This window comes from Streptomyces sp. NPDC090032, assembly GCF_044748025.1.
GTDB lineage: Bacteria > Actinomycetota > Actinomycetes > Streptomycetales > Streptomycetaceae > Streptomyces.
Genome location: NZ_JBIVFF010000006.1, coordinates 537,486 through 560,609, shown reverse-complemented (window position 1 = coordinate 560,609; position 23,124 = coordinate 537,486). Strand labels below are relative to the sequence as shown.

At 71.7% G+C, this 23,124-nt stretch carries 20 protein-coding genes; 7 read left to right on the top strand and 13 right to left on the bottom strand.

The window, feature by feature from the left end; translation table 11 throughout:
• Window positions 1-47: 47 nt before the first annotated feature.
• From ACIPWY_RS17975 to mshD, 8 genes are all read right to left on the bottom strand, one after another.
• Window positions 48-467, bottom strand: coding sequence for an NUDIX hydrolase (locus ACIPWY_RS17975; protein ID WP_393701227.1), 420 nt, complete (start codon window positions 465-467; stop codon window positions 48-50).
• Window positions 464-1,537 carry a CHAD domain-containing protein gene (locus ACIPWY_RS17970; RefSeq protein ID WP_362898325.1) on the bottom strand — a complete coding sequence of 358 codons (1,074 nt, stop codon included), beginning with the start codon at window positions 1,535-1,537 and terminating at the stop codon, window positions 464-466. The genes ACIPWY_RS17975 and ACIPWY_RS17970 overlap by 4 nt, the downstream gene beginning before the upstream one ends.
• On the bottom strand, window positions 1,518-3,890 hold the full coding sequence (locus tag ACIPWY_RS17965) for an RNA degradosome polyphosphate kinase (RefSeq protein ID WP_401533818.1): 2,373 nt from the start codon (window positions 3,888-3,890) through the stop codon (window positions 1,518-1,520). Before ACIPWY_RS17965 ends, ACIPWY_RS17970 begins: the two co-directional genes overlap by 20 nt.
• A gap of 112 nt (window positions 3,891-4,002) precedes the next feature.
• Window positions 4,003-4,950: a hypothetical protein gene (locus ACIPWY_RS17960; RefSeq protein ID WP_401533816.1), complete on the bottom strand. Its 948-nt coding sequence runs from the start codon at window positions 4,948-4,950 to the stop codon at window positions 4,003-4,005.
• Entirely contained in the window at window positions 4,947-5,981 is a 1,035-nt protein-coding gene (locus ACIPWY_RS17955; protein WP_362898319.1) for a hypothetical protein, read from the bottom strand. The genes ACIPWY_RS17960 and ACIPWY_RS17955 overlap by 4 nt, the downstream gene beginning before the upstream one ends.
• Window positions 5,978-6,898 carry an ABC transporter ATP-binding protein gene (locus ACIPWY_RS17950; RefSeq protein ID WP_362898317.1) on the bottom strand — a complete coding sequence of 307 codons (921 nt, stop codon included), beginning with the start codon at window positions 6,896-6,898 and terminating at the stop codon, window positions 5,978-5,980. Before ACIPWY_RS17950 ends, ACIPWY_RS17955 begins: the two co-directional genes overlap by 4 nt.
• Window positions 6,895-7,281 (bottom strand): GntR family transcriptional regulator, encoded by a 387-nt coding sequence (locus tag ACIPWY_RS17945; protein WP_383882368.1) that lies wholly within the window; start codon window positions 7,279-7,281, stop codon window positions 6,895-6,897. The genes ACIPWY_RS17950 and ACIPWY_RS17945 overlap by 4 nt, the downstream gene beginning before the upstream one ends.
• A gap of 126 nt (window positions 7,282-7,407) precedes the next feature.
• Window positions 7,408-8,340, bottom strand: a complete 933-nt coding sequence (mshD, locus tag ACIPWY_RS17940) for a mycothiol synthase (RefSeq protein ID WP_362898313.1) — start codon at window positions 8,338-8,340, stop codon at window positions 7,408-7,410.
• A 174-nt stretch (window positions 8,341-8,514) separates the two neighbouring features.
• Between mshD and ACIPWY_RS17935 the strand changes: the two genes are divergently transcribed.
• Complete coding sequence (locus ACIPWY_RS17935; protein ID WP_362898311.1) at window positions 8,515-10,344, top strand: bifunctional metallophosphatase/5'-nucleotidase; 1,830 nt, start codon at window positions 8,515-8,517, stop codon at window positions 10,342-10,344.
• Between the two features lie 90 nt (window positions 10,345-10,434).
• On the top strand, window positions 10,435-11,688 hold the full coding sequence (locus ACIPWY_RS17930) for a DUF2993 domain-containing protein (protein WP_393701237.1): 1,254 nt from the start codon (window positions 10,435-10,437) through the stop codon (window positions 11,686-11,688).
• A gap of 25 nt (window positions 11,689-11,713) precedes the next feature.
• Here ACIPWY_RS17930 and ACIPWY_RS17925 read toward each other — a convergent pair whose 3' ends face one another.
• The 3 genes from ACIPWY_RS17925 to ACIPWY_RS17915 all read right to left on the bottom strand — a co-directional run bounded on the left by ACIPWY_RS17925 (window position 11,714) and on the right by ACIPWY_RS17915 (window position 15,076).
• Window positions 11,714-13,147: a HAMP domain-containing sensor histidine kinase gene (locus ACIPWY_RS17925; protein WP_362898307.1), complete on the bottom strand. Its 1,434-nt coding sequence runs from the start codon at window positions 13,145-13,147 to the stop codon at window positions 11,714-11,716.
• Complete coding sequence (locus ACIPWY_RS17920; RefSeq protein ID WP_362898306.1) at window positions 13,144-13,878, bottom strand: response regulator transcription factor; 735 nt, start codon at window positions 13,876-13,878, stop codon at window positions 13,144-13,146. The genes ACIPWY_RS17925 and ACIPWY_RS17920 overlap by 4 nt, the downstream gene beginning before the upstream one ends.
• 100 nt (window positions 13,879-13,978) lie before the next feature.
• Window positions 13,979-15,076 (bottom strand): S1C family serine protease, encoded by a 1,098-nt coding sequence (locus ACIPWY_RS17915; RefSeq protein WP_401533811.1) that lies wholly within the window; start codon window positions 15,074-15,076, stop codon window positions 13,979-13,981.
• 338 nt (window positions 15,077-15,414) lie between these two features.
• Here ACIPWY_RS17915 and ACIPWY_RS17910 point away from each other — a divergent pair, with 338 nt between their 5' ends.
• Window positions 15,415-17,169, top strand: coding sequence for a trypsin-like serine protease (locus ACIPWY_RS17910; RefSeq protein WP_401533809.1), 1,755 nt, complete (start codon window positions 15,415-15,417; stop codon window positions 17,167-17,169).
• Between the two features lie 88 nt (window positions 17,170-17,257).
• On the opposite strand, the gene ACIPWY_RS17905 is transcribed toward ACIPWY_RS17910, so the two are convergent.
• A complete protein-coding gene (locus ACIPWY_RS17905; RefSeq protein WP_362898303.1) occupies window positions 17,258-18,280 on the bottom strand; it encodes a LacI family DNA-binding transcriptional regulator in 1,023 nt (340 codons plus the stop codon).
• A gap of 23 nt (window positions 18,281-18,303) precedes the next feature.
• Complete coding sequence (locus ACIPWY_RS17900) at window positions 18,304-19,176, bottom strand: winged-helix domain-containing protein (protein ID WP_401533807.1); 873 nt, start codon at window positions 19,174-19,176, stop codon at window positions 18,304-18,306.
• Window positions 19,177-19,447: 271 nt separating this feature from the next.
• Here ACIPWY_RS17900 and ACIPWY_RS17895 point away from each other — a divergent pair, with 271 nt between their 5' ends.
• From ACIPWY_RS17895 to ACIPWY_RS17880, 4 genes are all read left to right on the top strand, one after another.
• Window positions 19,448-20,281 (top strand): alpha/beta fold hydrolase, encoded by an 834-nt coding sequence (locus tag ACIPWY_RS17895; protein ID WP_362898300.1) that lies wholly within the window; start codon window positions 19,448-19,450, stop codon window positions 20,279-20,281.
• Between the two features lie 35 nt (window positions 20,282-20,316).
• A complete protein-coding gene (locus tag ACIPWY_RS17890) occupies window positions 20,317-20,571 on the top strand; it encodes a MoaD/ThiS family protein (protein WP_362898298.1) in 255 nt (84 codons plus the stop codon).
• Window positions 20,572-20,699: 128 nt separating this feature from the next.
• Window positions 20,700-22,244: a hypothetical protein gene (locus tag ACIPWY_RS17885; RefSeq protein WP_401533858.1), complete on the top strand. Its 1,545-nt coding sequence runs from the start codon at window positions 20,700-20,702 to the stop codon at window positions 22,242-22,244.
• A 126-nt stretch (window positions 22,245-22,370) separates the two neighbouring features.
• Complete coding sequence (locus ACIPWY_RS17880) at window positions 22,371-23,099, top strand: DUF2993 domain-containing protein (protein ID WP_362898295.1); 729 nt, start codon at window positions 22,371-22,373, stop codon at window positions 23,097-23,099.
• The last annotated feature ends 25 nt before the right edge of the window (window positions 23,100-23,124 follow it).

Here is a 23,124-nt window from a genome sequence, read left to right as displayed (position 1 = left end):
GTGAGCTAATGTGTGACGTTTTGTGATGACGCGGGCACTGGCTGCGACTATGCCAGGTGGAGGGCGTTGAGCAGCGCGTCGACGAGTGTCTTGTCGCGGGGCTGGGTCAGACGGTGGCGGGCGGCGGTCGGGGAGAGCCAGGCGATGCGGTCGACCTCGCGGTTCGGTGTGAACGCACCGTCCGTCGCCTCGGCGGCCCAGTAGTCGACGCGCTTGGGGCGGCCTCTCGCGATGTAGCGGGTGGTGGGGAGGCGGGCGCCGGGAGCGCACTGGAACCCGGTCTCCTCCGCCACCTCGCGCAGCGCGCCCGCGAGGATCTCCTCACCGCGCTTCAGCTTGCCCTTGGGGTGCGACCAGTCGTCGTACTTGGGCCGGTGCACGAGGCAGATCTCAAGGCCGCCGTCGTGGGAGGAGCGGCGCCACAGCACGCAGCCGGCCGCGCGGATCATGTCGTCGCAGCTGCTCATGGGGTGTGCACCGTCTCCTTCAGCCAGGCCCGCTGGAACGCGAAACGGGCCGCTTCCACCTCGTGGCGCTGGTCGGCGTGCAGGACGCCGAGCGCGTAGGCCGTCGCCGGGGCGATGCGCGGGGTGCGGGCCGCGTGGGCGGCGGCTGCCGCGGCCTCTGCGGCGTCCCGGTGCCGGTCGAGCGCGGCGGCCGCCTCGGTCTCCGCGTCGGCCGGACCGCCGCCGGTGCCGGGCCCGCCGGGCACGACCTCCTGGGCGTAGCGGTGCAGCCGCAGCAGGAGGCGTACGTGGTGCCAGGGCGCGTCCTGGGACGGGGGCGCCGTGTCGGCGGTGAGGCCCTGGACGAGGGCCTCCGCGTTGTAGGGGTGGCCCGCCCGGTGCAGGGGGAGTGCGGCGACGGCCTCGGCGAGGCGGGACTGGGCGGTGGCGGCCAGCGCGTCGAGGTCGGCGGTGGTGGTGCGCAGCGGGACTTCGCTGGCGAGTACGGCGACGTTGTCCGCGACCGCGTGGAAGCGGCTTGAGCCCAGGGCTTGGAGGGCCGTGGAGTGGGCTCGCGTGCGGGCCAGTGTGAGCTGGCGTTCCAGGAGGGCGCCGGCCTTCGCGGCGCCGACGGTGAGATTTCCCGACGCCCGATTCTCGTTGCGCGGCAACTGGGCTGTGCCCACCCGCCCCGGCACCCCGGCCGCCGCGGGTGTCTGGGCCGGGACCGCGTGGGCGCCCGACAGACGGTGCAGTGCGCACAGCAGTCGCTCCAGGCGGCTCGCGTACGCGTGCTCCTGCGCCAACGTGCCCGACAGCCACGCCAGTTCGGGGCGCAGCGCGTCGGACCACTCGGCGTCGAGCAGAGGACGGAACGTGTGGAGGGTGCCGCTGATGCGGCGGGCCGAGCGGCGCAGGGCGCGCGCCGCGTCGGCCGCCTCCTCGGCGGTTCCCCCGGGTGCGGCGCCGCCGCTCTCGCGGTGTTGCCTCAGGGAGCGCAGGAACTCGGTGGCCTGCTCGCGCAGATAGGCCGCGACGACCTCGCCCGCGCAGCCCTCCGCTCCCGTTGTCTCAAGGTGTTGCTGTGCCACGCCGGCGCCTCCGGGCGTCTATGAGCATCTCCTGTACGTTCCGCAGGGGCCGGCCCTCCGCGTCCTTGGCGTGCCGGACCCAGTTCCCGTCCGGTCCCAGGTGCCAGGAGGCGGTGGTGTCGGACATCCCCGTCTCCAGGAGCCGGTTCAGGGCGCCCCGGTGGGCCGGGTCGGAGACCCTGACCAGGGCCTCGATGCGGCGGTCGAGATTGCGGTGCATCATGTCCGCGCTGCCGAACCAGACCTCGGGCTCGCCGCCGTTGCCGAAGGCGAAGACCCGGGAGTGCTCCAGGAAGCGGCCGAGCACGGACCGTACGCGGATGTTCTCCGACAGGCCCGCGACGCCCGGCCGCACGGCGCAGATCCCGCGGACCCACACGTCGACGGGTACGCCGGCCTGCGCCGCCCGGTACATCGCGTCGATGACGGCCTCGTCGACCATCGAGTTGACCTTGAAGCGGACGTAGGCGGGGCGGCCGGCGCGGTGGTGCTGGACCTCGTTCTCGATCCTCGAAATGAGGCCGTCGCGCAGGGACTTGGGGGCGACGAGGAGCCGGCGGTACGTCTCGCGGCGCGAGTATCCGGACAGCCGGTTGAAGAGGTCGGAGAGGTCGGCGCCCACCTGTGAGTCCGCGGTGAGCAGGCCCAGGTCCTCGTAGAGGCGGGCCGTCTTCGGGTGGTAGTTGCCCGTGCCGACGTGGCTGTAGCGGCGCAGCGTGTCGCCCTCCTGGCGCACGACGAGCGACAGCTTGCAGTGCGTCTTCAGGCCGACGAGGCCGTATACGACATGGCAGCCGGCCTCCTCCAGCTTGCGCGCCCACTTGATGTTGGCCTGCTCGTCGAAGCGGGCCTTGATCTCGACGAGGACGAGGACCTGCTTGCCGGACTCCGCGGCGTCTATCAGCGCGTCGACGATCGGCGAGTCGCCCGAGGTCCGGTAGAGCGTCTGCTTGATCGCGAGGACGTCCGGGTCGGAGGCGGCCTGCTCCAGGAACGCCTGCACGGACGTGGAGAACGAGTCGTACGGGTGGTGGAGCAGCACGTCCCGCTCGCGCAGGGCGGCGAAGATGTCGGGCGCGGACGCGGACTCGACCTCGGCCAGGTCGCGGTGGGTGCCCGCGATGAACTTGGGGTACTTCAGCTCGGGCCGGTCGAGGCCGGAGATGCCGAAGAGGCCCGTGAGGTCCAGGGGGCCCGGCAGCGGGTACACCTCGGACTCGCTGATCTTCAGTTCGCGTACGAGGAGATCGAGGACGTACCGGTCGATGGTCTCCTCGACCTCGAGCCGCACCGGCGGGCCGAAGCGGCGCCGCATGAGCTCCTTCTCCAGCGCCTTGAGGAGGTTCTCGGCGTCGTCCTCCTCGACCTCCAGGTCCTCGTTCCGGGTCAGCCGGAACATGTGGTGCTCCAGGACCTCCATGCCGGGGAACAGCTCGCCCAGGTGCTTGGGCGCCGAGATGACGTCCTCGATGGGGACGTAGCGCTGCGGCGAGGCCTCCAGGAAGCGGGAGAGCAGCGGCGGCACCTTGACGCGCGCGAAGTGGCGGTGCCCGGAGACCGGGTTGCGCACGACGACGGCGAGGTTCAGGGACAGGCCGGAGATGTACGGGAACGGGTGCGCGGGGTCCACGGCCAGCGGGGTGAGCACCGGGAAGATCTGCTGCTTGAACAGCGTGAAGAGCCGGGACTGCTCCTTGTCCGTGAGCTCCTCCCAGCGCACCAGGTGGATGCCCTCGTCGGCGAGCGCGGGGGCGACGTCCTCCTGGAAGCAGGCGGCGTGCCGGGCCATGAGCTCGCGCGAGCGGTTCCAGATCAGCTCGAGGACCTCACGGGGCTGGAGCCCTGAGGCCGAACGGGTGGCGACGCCCGTCGCGATACGGCGCTTGAGTCCGGCCACGCGGACCATGAAGAACTCGTCCAGGTTCGACGCGAAGATCGCCAGGAAGTTCGCCCGCTCCAGGAGCGGGGTGTCCGGGTCCTCGGCCAGTTCGAGTACGCGCTCGTTGAAGGCGAGCCAGCTGCGCTCCCGGTCCAGGAAGCGGCCCTGGGGCAGCTCGGCGCTGTAGTCCTCGAACTCGTCGGGGTCGGCGTCGATGTCGGCCGTGAGCTCGGGGAGATCGGGTTTGAAGTCACCGCCTGCGACGGTGTGCGGGCGGTGCGCGGCTATGGAGCCGACGGACGGCTGCGCCTGCCGGTCGGAGGCCTGGTCCTGGGCGTTCTGCTGGCTCATGGACCCATTCTTCCGCGCCTTGACCACGATGGGCGCGTCGGAGAGCGCGGGCGTGAGGCGGAGTCTCCCGTGGGGGGAGCTCTCCGCCGGTGCCCCGGTGGGGTCGGGCGCGGCGGGCTGCATTCTGTGAGAGTGGCAAGCCCGTCTGAATGGTTGGTTACGGCGACATGACGTGCGGGGCATGGCGGGGCGTCCCGGGGACGTCATCGAGGACGCCCCCGGCGCTCTGCGAAGCCTACGGCCGCTGGTTCCGGCGCAGGAGGGCGAAGACCGCCGCCACCACGAGTGCCGTCAGGGCCAGCAGGATGCCCGTCTCGACGAGCTGGAGCGGCCAGAAGTGGGAGGACGGCTGGAACTCGCGGTAGAAGCCGGTGACATTGTGCTGGGCGAGGCAGTTCGTGCCGGCGCGGCACAGGGGGTCGGCGATGTGGGCGCCGCTCGCGGTGACCGCGCCCTCGTCGAGGAAGAGGCCGGTGAAGCCCCGGTAGCCCTCGCGGACATTCCCGGTGACGGTGGCGCCGGGCCACAGGTGGGGCCGGATCTCGCCGAGCGCGGTGATCACGATGCCGGTGAGGGCGAGCGAGACACACATCGACGTGATCACGCGCCGGGAGATGAACGCGACCAGGGCACCGAGTGCCAGGCCGAGCAGCGGGAGCGCGACGGCGGTCGGGCCGAGGACGCCGTAGATGCCGTCGGTGAACCACTGGTTGTCGGGGAGGCCGCTCGCCCCCGACGCCACCAGGCGGCGCAGCGCCACGAGGATGCCGGTGCCGACGACGAGGAACGCGGCCGGGACGGTGAGCTTCGTCGTCAGCCAGCGGGCCGGGGAGACGGACTGCGTCCACGCGAGGGCGGCCGTGCCGCGCTCCAGCTCGCGGCCGAAGAGCAGCCCGCCCGCGAAAGCGGCCGCGATCCCGGGCACGAGCGTGATCAGGCTCGTGGTGAGCGCGAGCAGATACTCGTACGTGCCCGCTCCCTGGCCCGTGACGGTGCAGGCGTTCGCGACGCCCGCGACGCACTTGCCGGTGATGTGCAGCCCGGAGAAGCCCGGCCCCCACAGCCACAGCAGCATCGCGGCGGTGATCGCGACGTAGGCGACCCACAGCCACAGGGCGAGCCGGTGCACCTTCAGCACGGTCCAGGTCATCCCGGTCGAGGGGGAGAAGGTGGCGGTGCTCATGCTGCGGTCTCCTTCTTCGGCCGGTGGGTGTTCTTCGCCTGGTACCTGCGCAGGACGAGGAACGCGCCGACGACGGCGAGCGCGGTCAGGGCGAGCAGGATGCCCGTCTCCGCGAGCTGGCGGGGCCAGTAGTCGGGCGAGTGGAGGTAGGTGCGCGTGAAGCCGGTGATGTCGTGGCGGTCGAGGCACTTCTGGCTCAGGTAGCAGCCGGGGTCGGAGACCTTGGCGCCCGAGGACGTGATCGCCTTGCTGTAGACGGGCAGTTCGGGCTGCAGGCGCGAGAACGGCGAGTGCTGGAACGGCCAGTTGTTGCCGCGCAGCGCGCCGGCCAGGAGCTGCACGACACCGGCGGCCAGCAGGGCCGGCAGCGTACGGCGCAGGACGAGGGCGGCGAGTACGCCGACCGCGAGGCCGAACAGGGCGGTCGCGACGGTGGCGGGGCCGATGGAGAAGTAGAAGGAGCGGGGGCCGATGCCCGCGACCAGCAGGTGGTTGTGCGCGTTCCACACGAGCCGGTACAGGACGACGATCAGGCTCGTGCCGACGGCGACGAACACCGCGGGCACGGCCAGCTTCGCGGCCAGCCAGCGGGCGGGGGACACGGACTGGGTCCAGGCCAGCCTGGCCGTTCCCCGCTCCAGTTCGCGCGCGATCAGCGGTCCCGCCGCGAAGACGGCTATGGCGCACGAGGCGAGGCTGATCAGCGTGGACGGGCCGTAGAAGCGGTGGTCGAACGAGCCGCCGAGACCGAGGAACGAGAATCCGCCGATGTACGCGTTCTCCTGCGCACCGCTGTAGCCGAGCACGTCGAACGCCTGCTGTGCCGCGCTCGCGCCCGGTCCCCACAGCCACAGCAGCAGGCCCGCGGTGATGACGACGTACGCCGTCCACACCCACAGGGCGGTGCGGTGCAGGCGCAGCACGGTCCAGACGAGGCCGTCGGGGCCGGGGAGGGTGCGGCGCGCGGCGGGGCGGCCGGTGGCGTCGGCCGTGTTGTGCGCGTTGTCGGCGTTGTCGGTGAGTGTCTTCATGCCGTCACCGCCACGGCGGACGCGGTCGTGCCCGGGGTGATCAGCGCCGGGGCGCCGGGGTTGCGCAGATGGGCGAGGATCAGTTCCTCCATGGACGGCTCCTGTGCCTCCCAGGCGCTGTCGAGCGGCCCGTCGCGGCGGATCATGGCGGTCAGTCCGCGGCCGGCGGCGCGGGACTCGACCACGGTGTGCGGGGCGAGGTCGGCGGCCGTGCCGCGTCCGGTGACCAGGCTGTGCGCGGCCGTCAGGTCGTCGATGCCGCCGCCGAGCCGGATGCGGCCGGCGCCCAGGAGCAGCAAGTGGTCGCAGGCGTCGGTCAGTTCGGCGACGATGTGCGACGACATCAGGACGGTGGTGCCGTGTTCGGCGGCGTCCGCCATCAGCGTGCCCATCAGCTCGTGGCGGGCGAGCGGGTCGAGGTCCGCCATCGGCTCGTCGAGGAGCATCAGCTGGGGGCGCTTGCCGAGTGCGAGTGCGAGGGCGACGCGGGTGCGCTGTCCGCCGGAGAGCGAGCGGACCCTGGACGAGGGGTCGAGGTCGCCCTGCTCGACGATCCCGTGGGCGTAGGCGGCGTCCCAGCAGCCCGGGTTCAGCTCGGCGCCCATGCGCAGGGTGTCCGCGATGGAGAGCTGCGGGTACAGCGGCTTGTCCTGCGAGAGGTACGCGACGCGGTCGCGGTGCACGCCGGGGGCGGCGCCGAGGACGGTGAGGTGCCCGGAGGTGGGGCGCAGGAGCCCGGCGGCGATCGCGAGGAGGGTGGACTTTCCCGCCCCGTTGGGCCCGACCAGGGCGCTGATCCGCCCGGCGGGCAGCCGGAAGGAACACAGGTCGAGCGCGGCGTGGCCGTGGCGGCCGTAACGCTTGCCGAGCCCTGTCGCCTCGATGGCGACGGCCGGGGTGGTGCTGGTGGAACTCACTGGTCCCCCTTCGGGAAGTTTTCGTCCAGTACGGCGCCGAACAGGGCGGCCGCGTCCTCACGGTCGAGGCCCGCGGCGTGGGCGCGCCGGGCCCAGTCCGCGAGTTCGGCCCGCAGTGGCGAGTCGGCCGGGGCCGCGCCGAGCGTCCTGCGGACGAACGTGCCGAGACCTCGGCGGGCCTCGACGAGGCCCTCGCGTTCCAGCTCGCGGTACGCCTTGAGGACGGTGTTCGGGTTGATCGCGGTGGCTTCGACGACCTCGCGGGCCGTGGGCAGCTTGTCTCCGGGCTCCAGCAGGCCGAGGCGCAGGGCCTGCTGGGTCTGCTGGACGATCTGGAGATAGGTGGCGACGCCGCTGCGCCGGTCGATCCGGTACTCGACCACGTTCTTCAACACCACCCTTTCACTAATCAAGTAGTGAAAGGGTGGTGCAAAGAGAGGGGCAGTGTCAAGTGACGACTGCCCCTCGGCCGAGCTGCTGGGTCGTGCAGGACCTGGGTCTGGTCCGGCCTACGACTCCGTGCGGTACATCAGGTCCGTCTCGTACGTGACGAAGCCGAGGCGCTCGTAGACCGTGACCGCCGGCTTGTTGTCGGCGTCCACGTAGAGCATCGCCGTCGGCAGGCCCGACCTCGCCAGATGCCGCAGGCCCACCGCCGTGAGCGCCTTGCCGAGGCCGCCGCCCTGGTTGCCCGGCGCGACCCCGACGACGTAGACCTCGCCGAGCTGTTCCTCGGCGTGGACCTTGGTCCAGTGGAAGCCGATGACCTCGCCGTCGCCCTCCCGCACGGCGAGGAAGAATCCGGCCGGGTCGAACCACGGCTCGGCCTTGCGGTCGTCCAGGTCGCGCTGGGTCAGCGAGCCCTGCTCGGGGTGGTGGGCGAACGCCGCCGCGTTCACCGCGAGCCAGGCCGCGTCGTCCTCGCCGGGCACGAAGGCCCGGATGGCGACGCCCTCGGGGAGCACCGGCTCGGCGAGCGAGGGGCCCTCGGCCAACGGGCGCCGCATCTGGCGCAGTTCGCGGAACAGGGTCAGGCCGAGGACCTGCGCGAGATGCCGGGCCGCCGAGTGGCCGCCGTGCGCCCAGACCCGCAGCCGCTTGCCGGACGCGCCGAGCAGCGCCGAGCCGAGCGCCCGCCCGTGCCCGTGCCCGCGGTGCGCGGGGTGCACGACGAGTTCGGCGGCCGGCGCCTCGATGGGGTCGGTGTCCTCCAGCTGGCCGTACCCGATCAGCTCGCGGTCGACCTTCAGCAGGAAGTGGCGCACGCCCTCCCTGGGGCCGCCGCGCAGTTGCAGACGGCCCTGCTCCGACACCGCCTGCTGCCCGTCGGCGCGGGCGGCGTCGGCAAGGATCTCCAGGACGGCTTCCGCCTGGTCGGGCGTGAGAGCGGTGAGCGTCTCGATCTGGCGGTCGGGGGAGGTGGGCACGGCGTCGCTGGTCATGCACAAGAGGGTACGGCGACGGGCCCGCGCCGGGCTTGCGCCGAGTGATGGCAACCAGCTCGTAACCGGCAAACACCTGTTGTGCTACGCGCGTTGACCCTAGGCTGCCGACTTGGTCACGGCACACGGCCACCACCGCCGCCACACAGCACCCACACAGGGGGACGCAATCCGATGAACCCGTTGCCACCGCAGTCTCCGCCGGCACCGCACCGGCCCGGACGCCGCCCCGCATCGCGGATACTCGCCGTGGCGGCCGGGCTCGCCACCGTCGGCGCGCTCGTCGCGGCGCTGCCCGCGGGCGCCGCGCAGGACCGGCACCACGGCGGCAAGGACCGGCGCACGGTCGACGTGCAGCTGCTCTCCTTCAACGACTTCCACGGCAATCTGGAGCCGCCGGCCGGTTCGTCGGGTCAGGTCACGGAGAACCTGCCGGACGGCACCACGCGGAAGGTCGACGCGGGCGGCGTCGAGTACCTCGCCACGTCCCTGCGGACCGCGAGGAAGAGCCACCCGTACAGCGTCACCGCCGCGGCCGGCGACCTGATCGGGGCCAGCCCGCTGCTGTCCGGGCTCTTCCACGACGAGCCCACCGTCGAGGCGATGAACAAGCTCGACCTGGACGTCACGAGCGTCGGCAACCACGAGTTCGACGAGGGCGCCACGGAGCTGGCCCGCATGCAGAACGGCGGCTGCCACCCCAAGGACGGCTGCTTCGAGGACGGCAAGAAGTTCAAGGGCGCCGACTACCCCTACCTCGCCGCCAACGTGACGAACGAGAAGACCGGCAAGCCGATCCTCGCCCCCTACTGGGTGTGGAAGCACAACGGCGTGAAGATCGGGTTCATCGGCGTGACCCTTGAGGGCACCCCCGACATCGTCTCCGCCGAGGGCGTCAAGGGCCTGAAGTTCCACGACGAGATCGAGACCGTCAACAAGTACGCCAAGATCCTCGACAAGCAGGGCGTGAAGTCGATCGTCACGCTCATCCACGAGGGCGGCGTGCCGGCCTCAGGCTCGTACAACTACGACTGCGACTCCCCGAGCGGAGGCGCGGGCATCTCCGGCCCGATCGTCGACATCGCCAAGGGCATCTCGCCGAAGGTCGACGCGCTGGTCACCGGCCACACGCACAACGCGTACGTCTGCACGATCCCCGACCCGTCCGGCAAGCCCCGCATGGTCACTTCGGCGTCCTCGTACGGGAAGCTCTACACGGACACGACGCTGACGTACGACCGCCGCACCAAGGACATCGTGCGTACGTCGGTGAAGTCGGCCAACCACGTGGTGAGCCGCACGCAGCCGAAGGCAGCGGACATGACCGCGCTCATCGGCCGCTGGAACAAGATGGCCGCGCCCGTCGCGAGCCGGCCCGTCGGCTACATCTCGGCGGACATCCCGGGCCGCGGCGCCACTTCGCCGGAGGCGCCGCTCGGCGATCTGATCGCGGACGCGCAGCTCGCGCACGCCAAGACCCTCGACCCGAAGACCTCGCTGGCCCTGATGAACCCCGGCGGCGTGCGCTCCGACCTCGTGTACAAGGCGAGCGGCAGCGAGGGCGACGGCGTCGTCACCTACGGCGAGGGCTTCACCGTGCAGCCCTTCAGCAACACCGTGAACCTGGCCGACCTGACCGGCGCGCAGGTCATCGCCGCGCTCCAGCAGCAGGTCAGCGGTTCCAACGAGGCCTCGCCGAAGATCCTCCAGCCGTCGGCGGGCCTGACGTACACGCTCGACATGACGAAGACGGGCGCGGCCCGGGTCGTCGTCGACTCCATCAAGCTGAACGGCGCCGCGATCGACCCGGCGGCGACCTACCGCGTCGCGATGAACTCGTTCCTCGCGGGCGGCGGCGACGGCTTCGCGGCGCTCGGCCAGGGCAAGAACCCGCTGGTCGGCGACGACGACCTGAAGGCGCTCAACGACTACCTGACGGCCAACTCGTCGGCCACGTCACCGATCGCGCCCCCGAAGGCGGACCGGATCACGGTCGTGAAGTGACGTATCGCACGGCCGGGTCGGGGGCCTAAACCGTCCCTTACTGGGAGTAATGCTGGGCGGTGGGGTCGGTTCGTATGGTGAAATCTCACGATGCGTTCCCCCCACCGCATAGCCGCGTTCACGTCCGAGTCCGCCGAACTGTCTGATGTACGCACGGAGGAATCCGTTCCATCAGACACTGTGCCGCACAACCCGTACGACGAGCTGGGCGCCCTCGCGGACAATCCGCTCGACGAGTTCCTCCACGAGGAGGAGCCCGGTGACGTCGAGTGGGCGCCGCCCAACCACCGCCGTGGCAGCCGCCGCCGCAACCGGTTCGCCGGGCTCCCGCTCGCCACGAAGGCCGTCGTCGGGATCGTCGTCCTCGCCGCCTTCGTCACCCTCGCGGACCGCTGGGCCCTCCTCTACGCCGAGCACCGCGCCGCGGACCGGCTCAAGGACCAGCTGCACCTGAGCGCCGCGCCCGAGGTCGACATCGAGGGCTTCCCGTTCCTCACGCAGCTCGCCGACCGGCGCCTGGACGAGGTGAGGGTCACCGTCCCCGACGTCGCCGCGAGCCGCGTCTCCCTCGCCAAGGTGTCCGCGACCATCCGCGACGTCCGCATCGAAGGCGACGGACCCACCGATGTGCGCGGCGCCCGCATCGGCGGCATGACCGGCGAGGTCCTGCTCTCCTTCGACGACCTGAACCGCGAACTCGGCGCCTCCCAGGTCACGTTCAGCGGCCGGGGCCGCGACCGCATCCTCGCGCGCGGCACGCTGCCCGTCGCCGGACACGACCTGAAGATGCGCGCCGACGCGACGATCCGGCGCATCGGCGACACCGGCATCGCCACCGACATCGGCGGCATGCGGCTCGACATCGGCGACCTCGCCACGTACCGGCCCGGCACGCGTCCCTCCGAGGGCCTGCACCTGAGCCGCCGCTCGGTGGCGCGCCTCGCGACCGAGACCGCCAAGGCGAAGGCCCTGCTGTCCGTGCCGTCGCTCGTGCGCCGGCTGGGCGTGCCCGACTCCGCGGTGCGCGAGGCGCTGCGCAGTGACCGGCGGCTGAGCGAGCTCACCGGCTCACCGCGCTTCGTGCACCAGCTGATGTCCCTGAACCTGGTCGACCTCGCGCTCGCGCACCCGGCGCTCCTGAAGAAGTTCGGCCTCGACCCGGCCTTGCTCCAGGGCCTCACCCGGCTCACCCGCCCCGAACTCGCCGACCGCCTCTCGCTGGCGTTCCGGCTGCCGAAACTGCCGGGCGACGGGATGGGCGACGTCCGGCTGAGCGACGTGAAGGTCGAGAAGGACGGGATCCGGGTCGGGCTCACGGGGGAGGGGCTGGGCTTCGAGCGCTAGGCCCCTGGGGGGTGTTCAGCGCGCCTCAGGGGACTTCCGGCGGGGGCGTCGGTGCGCCCGGCAGCTGCACCGTCGCGACCGTGCCGCCGCCCTCCGCGGCCCCGAGCCCGACGGTGCCACCGCAGCTCTCCACCGTGCGGGCCACGATCGACAGGCCGAGGCCCGAACCCGGCAGGGCCCGCGCGGACTGCGAACGCCAGAACCGGTCGAAGACGTACGGGAGTTCATCGGCCGGGATACCGGGACCGTGATCGCGCACGGTCAGCCGGCCGCGCATGAGGTGGACCTCGATGGTGCCCTTGGGCGGGCTGAACTTGACCGCGTTGTCGAGGAGGTTCACGATCGCGCGCTCCAGGGACGCGGGCTCGGCCCGTACGTACCAGGGGGCGAGCTCGGAGGTGATCTTCAGCTCGGGCCCGCGCAGCGCGGCACGCTCCAGCGCGGTACGGACCGTGTCGTGCAGGGCGACGACCTTGAGGGGCGCGTCGCCGGCGGTCAGTCCCGTACGGGACAGCTCCTGCAAGTCCCCGATGAGCGCGGCCAGTTCGGTCATCTGGGCCTTGAGCGAGGCCATCAGCGCCTTGCGGTCGTCCGGCGGGATCGCCCGGCCCGTCTCGTCGCTGCGGGTGAGCAGCTCGATGTTGGTGCGCATGGAGGTGAGGGGGGTGCGCAGCTCGTGCCCGGCGTCGGCGATGAGCTGCTGCTGGAGTTCGCGCGACGAGGCGAGGGACGCGGTCATGGAGTTGAAGGACGCGGACAGCCGCGCGATCTCGTCGTCTCCCTCCACGGGGATGCGCACGGTGAGGTCTTCGGTACGGGCCACGTGCTCGACGGTGTCGGTGAGTTCGTCGACGGGGCGGAGTCCGGACCGGGCGATCCAGAGTCCGGCGGCACCGGCGCCGACGACGCCGATTCCGGAGACGAGGAGGAGGACCAGGGCGAGTTCGTTGAGCGTGGACTGGGTGTCCTGGAGGGGGAGGGCGATGAGCAGGGCGTTTCCGGCGAGCACCGGCTGACCGGGGCCCTCGAGCACGACGGGTACGGTCACCACCCGGACGGGCTGTCCGTCGGTGTCCGTGCCGTTGCGGTAGGTCTCGACGCCGGGGTTGGGGTCACGCGCCACGGCCTTGTCGCTGCTGGCCACCTCGACGGTGCCGCGGGAATTGGGCAGGACGCACGGGGTGCCGTCGACCTTGACCAGTTGGGCGTACGAGGTGCTCCGCAGGGCGCTCGGACGGTCGCTGGGCTTTTGGCTGCAGTTCTGCAGGAGGCCGGAGATCTCGCCGGCCTGGAGCGTCTTGCCCGACGAGTGCAGCTGGTCGTCCACCTCCGCGTACAGCTTCTTCTGCACGATCACCCAGCAGGTGACCGAGACCGCGGCCACCGCGACGGCCACCGCCACCGCGACGAGCAGCGCCAGCCGTGACCGCAGGGGCAGCGCACGGACCCGCCCGATCACTCGCCGCCCCCGGCCCGCAGCACGTACCCCACACCCCGCACCGTGTGGACGAGCCGCGGCTCGCCGCCCGCCTCCGTCTTCCTGCGCAGGTACATCACGTACACGTCCAGGGAGTTGGAGCTCGGCTCGAAGTCGAAGCCCCAGACCGCCTTGAGGATCTGTTCGCGGGTGAGGACCTGGCGCGGGTGGGCGAGGAACATCTCCAGGAGCGTGAACTCCGTGCGGGTCAGCTCCACGGTGCGCGCGCCGCGCGTGACCTCGCGGGTCGAGAGATCCATCCGCAGGTCCGCGAAGGACAGGACCTCACCGGCGTCGTCCGCCGGGCCGCCCGCCGAGGCGTAGGCGCTGCGCCGCAGCAGGGCCCGTACCCGCGCGAACAGCTCGTCCAGTTCGAACGGCTTGACCAGGTAGTCGTCGGCGCCCGCGTCGAGCCCGGTCACGCGGTCGCCGACGGTGTCGCGGGCCGTGAGCATCAGGATGGGGGTGCGGGACCCGCCGGCCCGCAGCCGCCGGGCGGCCGTGAGGCCGTCCATGCGGGGCATCTGGATGTCGAGGACGACCAGGTCGGGCTGGTACGCGGCGGCCTTGTCGAGCGCGTCCGCGCCGTCGACCGCGACCTCCGTGCCGTACCCCTCGAAGGCGAGGCTGCGCCGCAGCGCCTCGCGGACGGCGGGTTCGTCGTCGACGATGAGAATGCGCTGGGGTTCGCGGTCGCCTTCGGCGGGGCTCATGGGCGGGCTTCCTCGGGGGTGCGGGCGGTGGTGCGGGGCCGGTATCAGCCTCGCACGGCGGCTCTACGGGTGCGTGCGGCGCGGCGGCGCGCGGCCGGGGTCAGCTGCCGGAGGTGCCCCCGCTGCGCAGCGAGTCGAGGTCGGCCTTGACGGTGTTGACCGGGATGGCGAAGCCGAGGCCGACGCTGCCCGCGCCCGACGATCCGGACCCGCTGTCCGAACTGGACGAGTACATCGCGGAGTTGATGCCGATGATGTTGCCGTTCATGTCGATGAGGGCGCCGCCGGAGTTGCCGGGGTTGAGGGACGCGTCGGTCTGTATGGCCTTGTACGTCGTCTTCGACGAGCCGGTGTCGCCGTTGAACTGCTGCCCGCCGAACTCGAACGGCCACCGGCCGTCGCCTCCACCGCCCTGTTGCTGCTGCTGCTGTTCCTCGTCCGTGGAGACGGTGACGTCGCGGTCGAGCGCGGAGACGATGCCGCTGGTGACGGTGCCGGTCAGGCCCTCGGGGGAGCCGATGGCGACGACCTCGTCGCCGACCTTCACGTTGTCGGAGTCGCCGAGGGACGCGGTCTTGAGACCCGACGCGTTCTTCAGCTTGATGAGGGCGAGGTCCTTCTTGGCGTCGGTGCCGACGACCTCGGCCGTGTAGGTCTTGCCGTCGCTCGTGCGCACCTTGACCGCCGAGGCGCCGGAGACGACGTGGTTGTTGGTGACGATCTCGCCGTCACTCGTGATGACGACACCGGAGCCGGTGGAGCTGCCCGCGTTCGAGGTCGCGCTGATCTCCACGATGGCGGGGCTGACTGCCGCGGCGACGCCGGAGACGGTGCCCTTCTGGCTGGTGGGCACGACGCTCGCCCCGGCGTTCGTGGACGTGGAGTCCTTGCCGGTCAGCTCCTGGAAGGCGTACGCGGTGCCGCCGCCGACGGCCGCGGCGGCGATGGCGACCGCGGCCAGCAGGCCGAGCGGACCCTTGACCCGTCGCCGCCGCGGGGCGGGCGGAACAGGGGAGCCCTCCGGCACCGGAGCGGGCCACATCTGCGAACCCGGCGCGGCGTTCGCCGGCTGCGGCGGGTCGTACGCGGGCGGGGGCGGAAAGGCGCCGCCCGCCTCGGGGGTCCCCGGATACGGGGACTGCGAGTGCTGCTGCTGGCCCTGGGGGTACTCGCCGCTTCGGCGGAAGCTCTCGGTCATGGCAGTAAGCCTGAGCCGCGTTCATGAGAGCCACCTGAGCGTGCCCTGAGAGTCCCGCGAGAACCCTGTTTGCCCGATATAAAGGCGCACTCGGGAAACGGCCGGTGGACGCAGGATGAGATGCGGGCGGGCGCCGGGACAACTCTCACCTGCCCGCTGTGAAGGTCGTGTGTCGAGGGGTCCGTGAGGCCTACGATCCGTGCGCCGGAGGGGGGTCTGCGGCGTGGTCCGGGGCTGAGCCCGATTCTTCGTGTGCTCTGTGTCCGGTACCGGCCGTGGTGCGCATCGTCACGCCCCTTCTCGGGCCCTGAAGCCACTCTTCACACCAGGAGCCCTGAGTGATACCTGCCCTGCGCGACCGCTGGAGACGCCCCGTCACGGCGCTGTCCACGGCCGCTCTCGCGCTGACGCTGAGCTGCGCCGGCGCCCTCGTGGCACACCCCGCCACCGCGGCCGACGAGCCGCACAGACTGCCCGACGCGAGCGTCGCCCGGACCGCGAATCCGGCCCCTGCCGCATCCGACGCCGAACTGCGCAAGCGGGTCGTCGAGGCCGCGAAGACCCAGGCGACCCCGGAGACGAAGCCCAAGAAGACGCCGTTCATCATCGGCGGCACCGAGACGCCGATCTCCTCCGCGCCGTGGATGGTCCAGCTCTCGTACTACGACCCCGCGTCCGGGGACGGCTACTTCTGCGGCGGCACCCTCGTCGCCCCGAACAAGGTCCTCACCGCGGCCCACTGCGTCTCCGGCCTGGACTGGGTGAACAACGGCGCGGTCGTGGCCGGCACCGCGGGCCTGCTCGACAGTGCCCAGGGCACCGTCGCGGGCGTCTGGCGCCAGTGGAACCACCCGCGCTACAACGCCGAGACCATCCAGAACGACATCGCGGTGCTCACCCTGGACCGTCCGCTGGAGGACCAGTGGTCGAAGGTGGTCCAGAGCAACGACACCGCCTCCTACAAGGCGGGCACCTCCGCCACCGTCTACGGCTGGGGCCTGACCTCCGGCGCCGAGGGCGCCGACCTGTCGGCGACCCTGCGCAAGGCGACCCTGCCGATGGTCTCCGACTCCACCTGCAACACCGCGATGCAGTCGGTCCTCGGTGAGGACGACTTCATCGAGGGCTCGATGTTCTGCGCGGGCACCCCGGCGACGGGCGCCGACGAGGGCACCAAGAGCCCCTGCAGCGGCGATTCCGGCGGCCCGGTGGTCGTCGGCGGACGTGTCGTCGGCATCGTCTCGTGGGGCGTCTCCGGCTGCACCGCGAAGGGCGCCTACCCCGTCTTCACCAAGGTCTCCTCGTACGTCTGGGCGGCCCAGCCGCGCATCGACGACACGGACCTGAGCTTCGACGGCCGGGCCGACCTGCTGGCGCGCACCCCCTCCGGTGGCCTGTTCGAGCAGGACAGCAAGGGCACCTCGCTTGCCACGCGCGCCTACCAGAGCGCCGGCTGGCAGACCGCGAGCTGGGCTCTCCAGGCCGACCTGGACCGGGACTTCTTCCAGGACCTGATCATCCGCGACAGCACCGACGGCAAGCTGTACCGCAGCTACTACAACCACGCGTCGGACACCTTCGAGTGGATGCAGATCACCTCGGTCTGGGGCGGCTACAAGTCCTACGCCATCCCCGGCGACATGACCGGTGACTCCCGCCCCGACCTCGTCGCGGTGGACGCCGACGGCTCGACGTACCTCTACCCGGGCAAGGGCAACGGCGAGTTCTACGGCAAGGTCAAGGTCGTCGACAAGGCCTGGAAGGGCGTCAAGGTCTTCGGCCGCGGCGACCTGACCGGCGACGGCAAGGCGGACCTCCTGGTCCGCAACAGCTCCGGCGTCCTGTACCTCTACCGGGGCACGCAGGTCGAGCACACCCCGTTCGCGGCGCGCATCCAGGCGCGTACGGGCTGGAACTTCACCTCGTACGTGACGAACGGAGACGTGACCGGCGACGGTATCGCCGACGTCATGGCCCGCGACTCGGGCGGCACGCTCTGGCTCTACCCGGGCACCAACAAGGCGTCCGCCGACGTCTTCGGCGCGCGCAAGAGCCTGGGCACCGGGTTCAACCAGTACAACCTGATGTTCTGAGCGATCACGCGCCACGAGTGACACACAGCACGCGCGCGTCGGTCCCGAAGTCCGGGGCCGGCGCGCGCGGTCGTTCCTCGCGGTCAGGTCACGGGCAGCCGCAGGACTGGCGGACGACCAGCCGCGAGGGGAACACCTTGAGGCGCTCACGCCGGGACCCTGCGACGCGCAGCGAGTCGTCGAGGACGAGGTCGACGGCGGACCGCGCCATCGCCGAGCGGTCCGACGCGACCGTCGTCAGCGGCGGATCCGTCAGACCCGCCTCCTTCACGTCGTCGAAGCCGGCGACGGCCAGTTCGCCCGGCACCTCGATCCGCAGCTCGCGCGCGGCCCGCAGGATGCCGAAGGCCTGGTCGTCCGTGGAGCAGAAGATCGCCGGAGGCCGCTGCGGCCCGGCGAGCAGCTCGAGCCCGATCTTGTACGCGTCGTAGCGGTTGTACGGCGCCTCGAACAGCCGCCCCTCGGTGGACAGTCCCGCCTCGTGCATGGCCCGGCGCCAGCCCTCGACGTGGTCGGAGACCGGGTCGCCGACGGACGGCGTCTCGGCGGTGCCGCCGAGACAGGCGACGTACGGGTGGCCGTGTTCGAGAAGGTGCCGGGTGGCCAGCTGGGCGCCGCCGATGTCGTCGATCACGACGGCGACGTCGTCGATCGCCTCGGGCCGCTCGTGCAGCAGGACCACGCGCGCGTCCCACGCCTCTATCTCGGCCGCGGCCAGATCGTTCAGGCCGTGGCTGACGAGGATGAGGCCGGACACCCGCATGCCGAGGAAGGCCCGCAGATAGTGGACCTCGCGCTCCTCGACGTAGTCGGAGTTGCCGACGAGGACCATTTTTCCGCGCTCGGAAGCCGCCTGTTCGACGGCGTGCGCCATCTCCGCGAAGAACGGCTGGCGCGCGTCCGGCACGATCATGCCTATGAGGTCGGTCCGCCGCGACGCCATGGCCTGGGCGACCCGGTCGGGCCGGTACCCCAGTTCCTTGATCGCGGCGAGTACACGCTCGCGCGTGGCCGGGGCAACCGGCCTAGGTCCGTTGTTGATGACGTAGCTCACGACCGCGGTCGAAGTACCCGCCAGTCGCGCCACATCATCCCGAGTCACCTTGGCCACGCGCGGAGTCTACGCGGATGGACCTACCGCTGGGCAGGGCGTCCGGCGGCGGCCTGGTGAGCGCCCGCCCGGGGCTGCTCGACCGGCTCCCGCACGGCACGGGAATCGGCCCCGGAGTCCGTGTCGTCGGCCCTTTCCGTGTGTGCTGCGTGCGCCGCGTGCTCTGCGGGATCCGGCTTCGGAGCGGCTGCCTTGGCCTTCGCCGCGTCCGCCGCCCGCTCGACCTTCTCGGGCGTCACGAAGCGGTAGCCGACGTTGCGCACGGTCCCGATCAGGGACTCGTGCTCGGGCCCGAGCTTCGCGCGCAGGCGCCGCACGTGGACGTCCACGGTGCGGGTGCCGCCGAAGTAGTCGTAGCCCCACACCTCCTGGAGGAGCTGGGCGCGCGTGAAGACGCGGCCCGGGTGCTGCGCGAGGTATTTGAGGAGCTCGAACTCCTTGAAGGTCAGGTCGAGGACCCGCCCCTTCAGCTTCGCGCTGTAGGTGGCCTCGTCGACCGACAGGTCGCCGTTGCGGATCTCCATCGGGGAGTCGTCGGCGACGATCTGCTGGCGGCCCATCGCGAGCCGCAGCCGCGCCTCGACCTCGGCGGGTCCCGCCGTGTCGAGAAGTACGTCGTCGATGCCCCAGTCGGCGGTGACCGCCGCCAGGCCGCCCTCCGTCACCACGAGGACCAGCGGACAGCCGGGCCCGGTGGAACGGAGAAGCTGGCACAGGCTGCGTACCTGCGGGAGGTCGCGGCGCCCGTCGATGAGGATGACGTCGGCACCGGGGGTGTCGACGAGAGCCGGGCCTTCGGCGGGGGCGACCCGCACGTTGTGCAGCAGCAGGCCGAGAGCGGGGAGCACCTCCGTCGACGGCTGAAGGGCATTGGTCAGGAGCAGCAGAGAACTCATCGCGCCCCACCTGCCTGGGTCGTCCTGCGGTCCTGCACGTTTCGCTCGCCCATAACGTCTGGTTCCTCCTCGGTCCCTGCGAGGACGTTTACGGCACTGCTTCGTACTGCTTGTTCGTACTGCTCTTCTGTACTGCTTTGCACTGCTTCGGACCCCGCGCCCTGGGGCCCTGCGCGCCCTGCCGACCGCGTTCGTATACAACGCAGTCCGAAAGCACAAAAGGACCCGGGGGCTTCGCTGCCCGGATCCTCTGGCAAGCAGAATAGCCCACATGAGTTCCGGTGGGGCAGGTCAAGACGCACGTTCTTCTGTGCAGCCGATCACTGCGCGCTCACGGCGCGTGATGCTGCGCACGCGGGACGGCGTCCCGATCGAGGCTTCCTACGACCCCGGTCCGGGCCCGGCAGGGGGCCCGGTGATCGTGGTCGCGCACGGGTTCACAGGCGATCTGGAACGGCCGCATGTCCGGCGTGCGGCGGGTGTGTTCGCGCAGGATGCCGCCGTGGTCACGTTCTCGTTCCGCGGGCACGGGCGGTCGGGCGGGCGGTCGACCGTCGGCGACCGGGAGGTACTCGACCTGGTGGCCGCCGTGGAGTGGGCGAGGTCACTCGGGCATGAACACGTGGTGACGGTCGGCTTCTCGATGGGCGGATCTGTCGTCCTGCGGCACGCCGCGTTGCACAGGGGGCGCACGGAAGCGCGTTCCGACGCCGTGGTCGCGGTGAGTGCCCCGGCCCGCTGGTACTACCGCGGGACCGCGCCGATGCGGCGGCTGCACTGGCTGGTGACGCGGCCGGCCGGCCGGATCGTGGGCCGTATCGGGCTCCGCACCCGCATTCACCCGCACGAGTGGGACCCGGTGCCGCTCTCGCCCGTCGAGTCCGTGCCGCTGATCGCGCCGACGCCGCTCCTGATCGTGCACGGCGACCGGGATCCGTACTTCCCCCTCGACCACCCGCGGATGCTGGCCGAGGCCGCGTCCGGCGGCGCCGAGCTGTGGCTGGAGACGGGCATGGGGCACGCCGAGCACGCGGCGGACGACGGACTCCTCGCGCGGATCGGTGACTGGGCCACGGCATCATGGACGACGGCAACCGCCGAATAGACCGCATGGACAGACCCATGGGAGGAGCGCCGCACATGGCCAACGGGACCATTCGCTACTGGGCCGCGGCCAAGGCGGCCGCCGGTGTCGCCGAGGAGCCGTACGAGGCAGAGACGCTGGCCGACGCGCTGGACGGCGCGCGTACGCGACACCCCGGAGACCTGGTGCGCGTCCTGCAGCGTTCCTCGTTCCTGATCGACGGTGACCCCGTCGGCAAGCGCGGGCATGAGACGGTACGGCTTGCCGAGGGCGGCACGGTCGAGGTGCTCCCGCCGTTCGCAGGAGGGTGACCGCGATGAGTGACGAGCCGTACGAAGACGAGTACGGGCAGCAGCAGCCGCCCCAGCAGACCCAGCCACCCCAGCAGACCCAGCAGTGGCAGGGCCAGACCTGGGACACCCAGGTCCAGCCGACACACCTGCCGCCCCGGGGTTACGAGCCCGGCCAGGCCGCGTATGGGCAACCCGCGTACGGGCAACCCGGGTACGGGCAGGCCGCGCATGGGCAGGCCGGGTACGGCCAGCCCGCACAAGGGCAGGCCTCACACAGCCAGGCCGCGCACGGGCAGGGCCCGGCGAGCCAGGCCGGCCATGACCAGCACGCTCATGGCGACCAGCAGGCGTACGGGGCTCAGCAGGCGTACGGCGATCAGCAGTCGCGTGGCGGTGATCAGCAGGCGTATGGGGCTCAGCAGGGGTACGGCGATCAGCAGTCGCGTGGCGGTGACCAGGGGTACGGCGATCAGCGGTCGCGTGGCGGCGATCAGCAGGCGTACGGGGCTCAGCAGGCGTACGGCGATCAGCAGTCGCGTGGCGGTGACCAGCAGGGGTACGGCGATCAGCGGTCGCGCGGCAGTGACCATCAGGCATACGGCGCCCAGCAGGCGTACGGCGGTGACCAGCACGCCCACGGCTACGGGCAGGTGCCGTACGGCCAGGGGCCCGCTGTCCAGACGCCGGGCGGGCAGACTCCGTCGGCCGCGACGCATGCCGCGTACGGTCACACTCCGCCGCCGCCCGCGCCCGGGCCCGCCGCTCACGCCGCGCCGGCCGCGCACGCCGCGTACGGTCAGGCGCCCGGCGCCCCCGGTGGCGACCAGGAGACGCAGGTCTTCGGGACGGTCGCGGCGGCGCAGCCGCTGCCGACCGCCGAGCCGGAGGCCGGGGCGGGCGCGTACGGGCCCGCCACCGTCACCGGCAACGCCCGCGTCACCGACGCGCAGCGCGCCCGCGCCGAGGGGCGGTCACCGATCATCGAGCCCGGGATGCAGCCCGCCGCGCTGACCGCGCTGCTCGGGCTGCTGCTCGCCGGCGGCGCCGCCGTGGGCCAGTACGCGCTGCTCGTGCCGCTCGTGCTCCTCCAGGCCGTCACGGCCGCCGGCTGGTTCCGGCTCAACGGGATGTGGCCCGCCCGGCAGGGCATCGCGCTCGCCTTCGCGGGCGGCCTCGCCGCCGACGCGGCGCTGCTCGTCACCGGCCGGGAGAACGCGCCCGCCGCGATCCTCGGCACCCTCGGCGTCTGGGTCCTGCTCACCCTCGTCCTCCAGCTCCGCAGCCATGCGGCCCCGGACGAGCGCATGTACGGCCTGATGGCGACGGTCGCCTCCGCGGCGCTCGCCATCGTCGCGACCGGACATCTGGCGGCCGACCCGGACGCCGTGACCGTCGGCGCCGTGGCCGTCGCCGTCGCCGTCCTCGCGCGGGCGCTCCCGCTGCCGACGCCCGCCTCCGTGGCCGTCGCGCTGCTGGCCGCCGCGGGCGCCGGCATCGCGGCCGGCGGCATGACGGACATGGGGTCCAAGGGCGCGCTCCTCGGCCTGGGCGCCGGTGTCTGCGCCCTGATCGGCCACCGCGTCGCGAGCTACGACTATCCGTCCCGCTTCGTGCACATGACGGCGGGCGTGGCCCTGCCGCTGGCCGCCGCGGCCCCGGCCGTCTACCTGCTCGGGCGGGTGGTGGGCTGAGCGTCCGGCGGGCGTACTGCCTGTCACAGCTGATCGACAAGAATCGGGCCGGGCCCCCTTGGCGGGGGTCCGGCCCGTACTCTCGCGATCAGGAACTGTCGTCCAGGTGGGGGGAAACACCGGGTCATGCGTGCTCTGCGGATACTTCTGATCGTCGTCGTGATCCTGGGCGGCCTGTTCGTCATCGCCGACCGGGTCGCGGTGAACTACGCGGAGGGCGAGGCGGCCGACCGCGTGCGCACCAGCGAGGGCCTCCCCGAGAACCCCGACGTGTCGATCAAGGGCTTCCCGTTCCTGACCCAGGTCGCGGGCGGCACGCTGGACGACGTGGAGATCGGCATCAAGGACTACGACGCGAAGAGCGGCGGCGAGTCGATCCGGATCGCCGATCTGAACGCCGAGATGCACGGCGTTCAGTTCAACAGCAGCTTCAGTTCCGCCACCGCCGACTCGGCCACCGGCACCGCCCGTATCTCCTACGCCGAGCTGCTCAAGGCCGTGAAGAAGCAGGACGCCGCCCAGATCGCCCCGGGGATGACGGCTCAGATCGAAGGTCTCTCCTACGGCGGCGGCGACAAGGTCAAGGTCGCGATCACCGTGCACACGCCGGTGGGCACCCTGCACCCCACCGTCCTCAGCTCGGTCAAGGTCACCGGCGGCAAGGTCTCGGCGCGTGCCGACAGCCTGCCCGAGGTCGGCGCGCTCGACCCGGCCGAGGGCCGGATCCGAGCCGTCACCGACTTCCAGCAGGCGATCGACGACCTGCCGGCCGGGATCGAGCTGGACCGGGTCGAGGCGGTCAAGGACGGCGTCGAGATCTCGGTGAAGGGTTCGAAGCTCGACCTCGTCGGGTAGGCCCCCCGCAGACGCGTCGGACAGG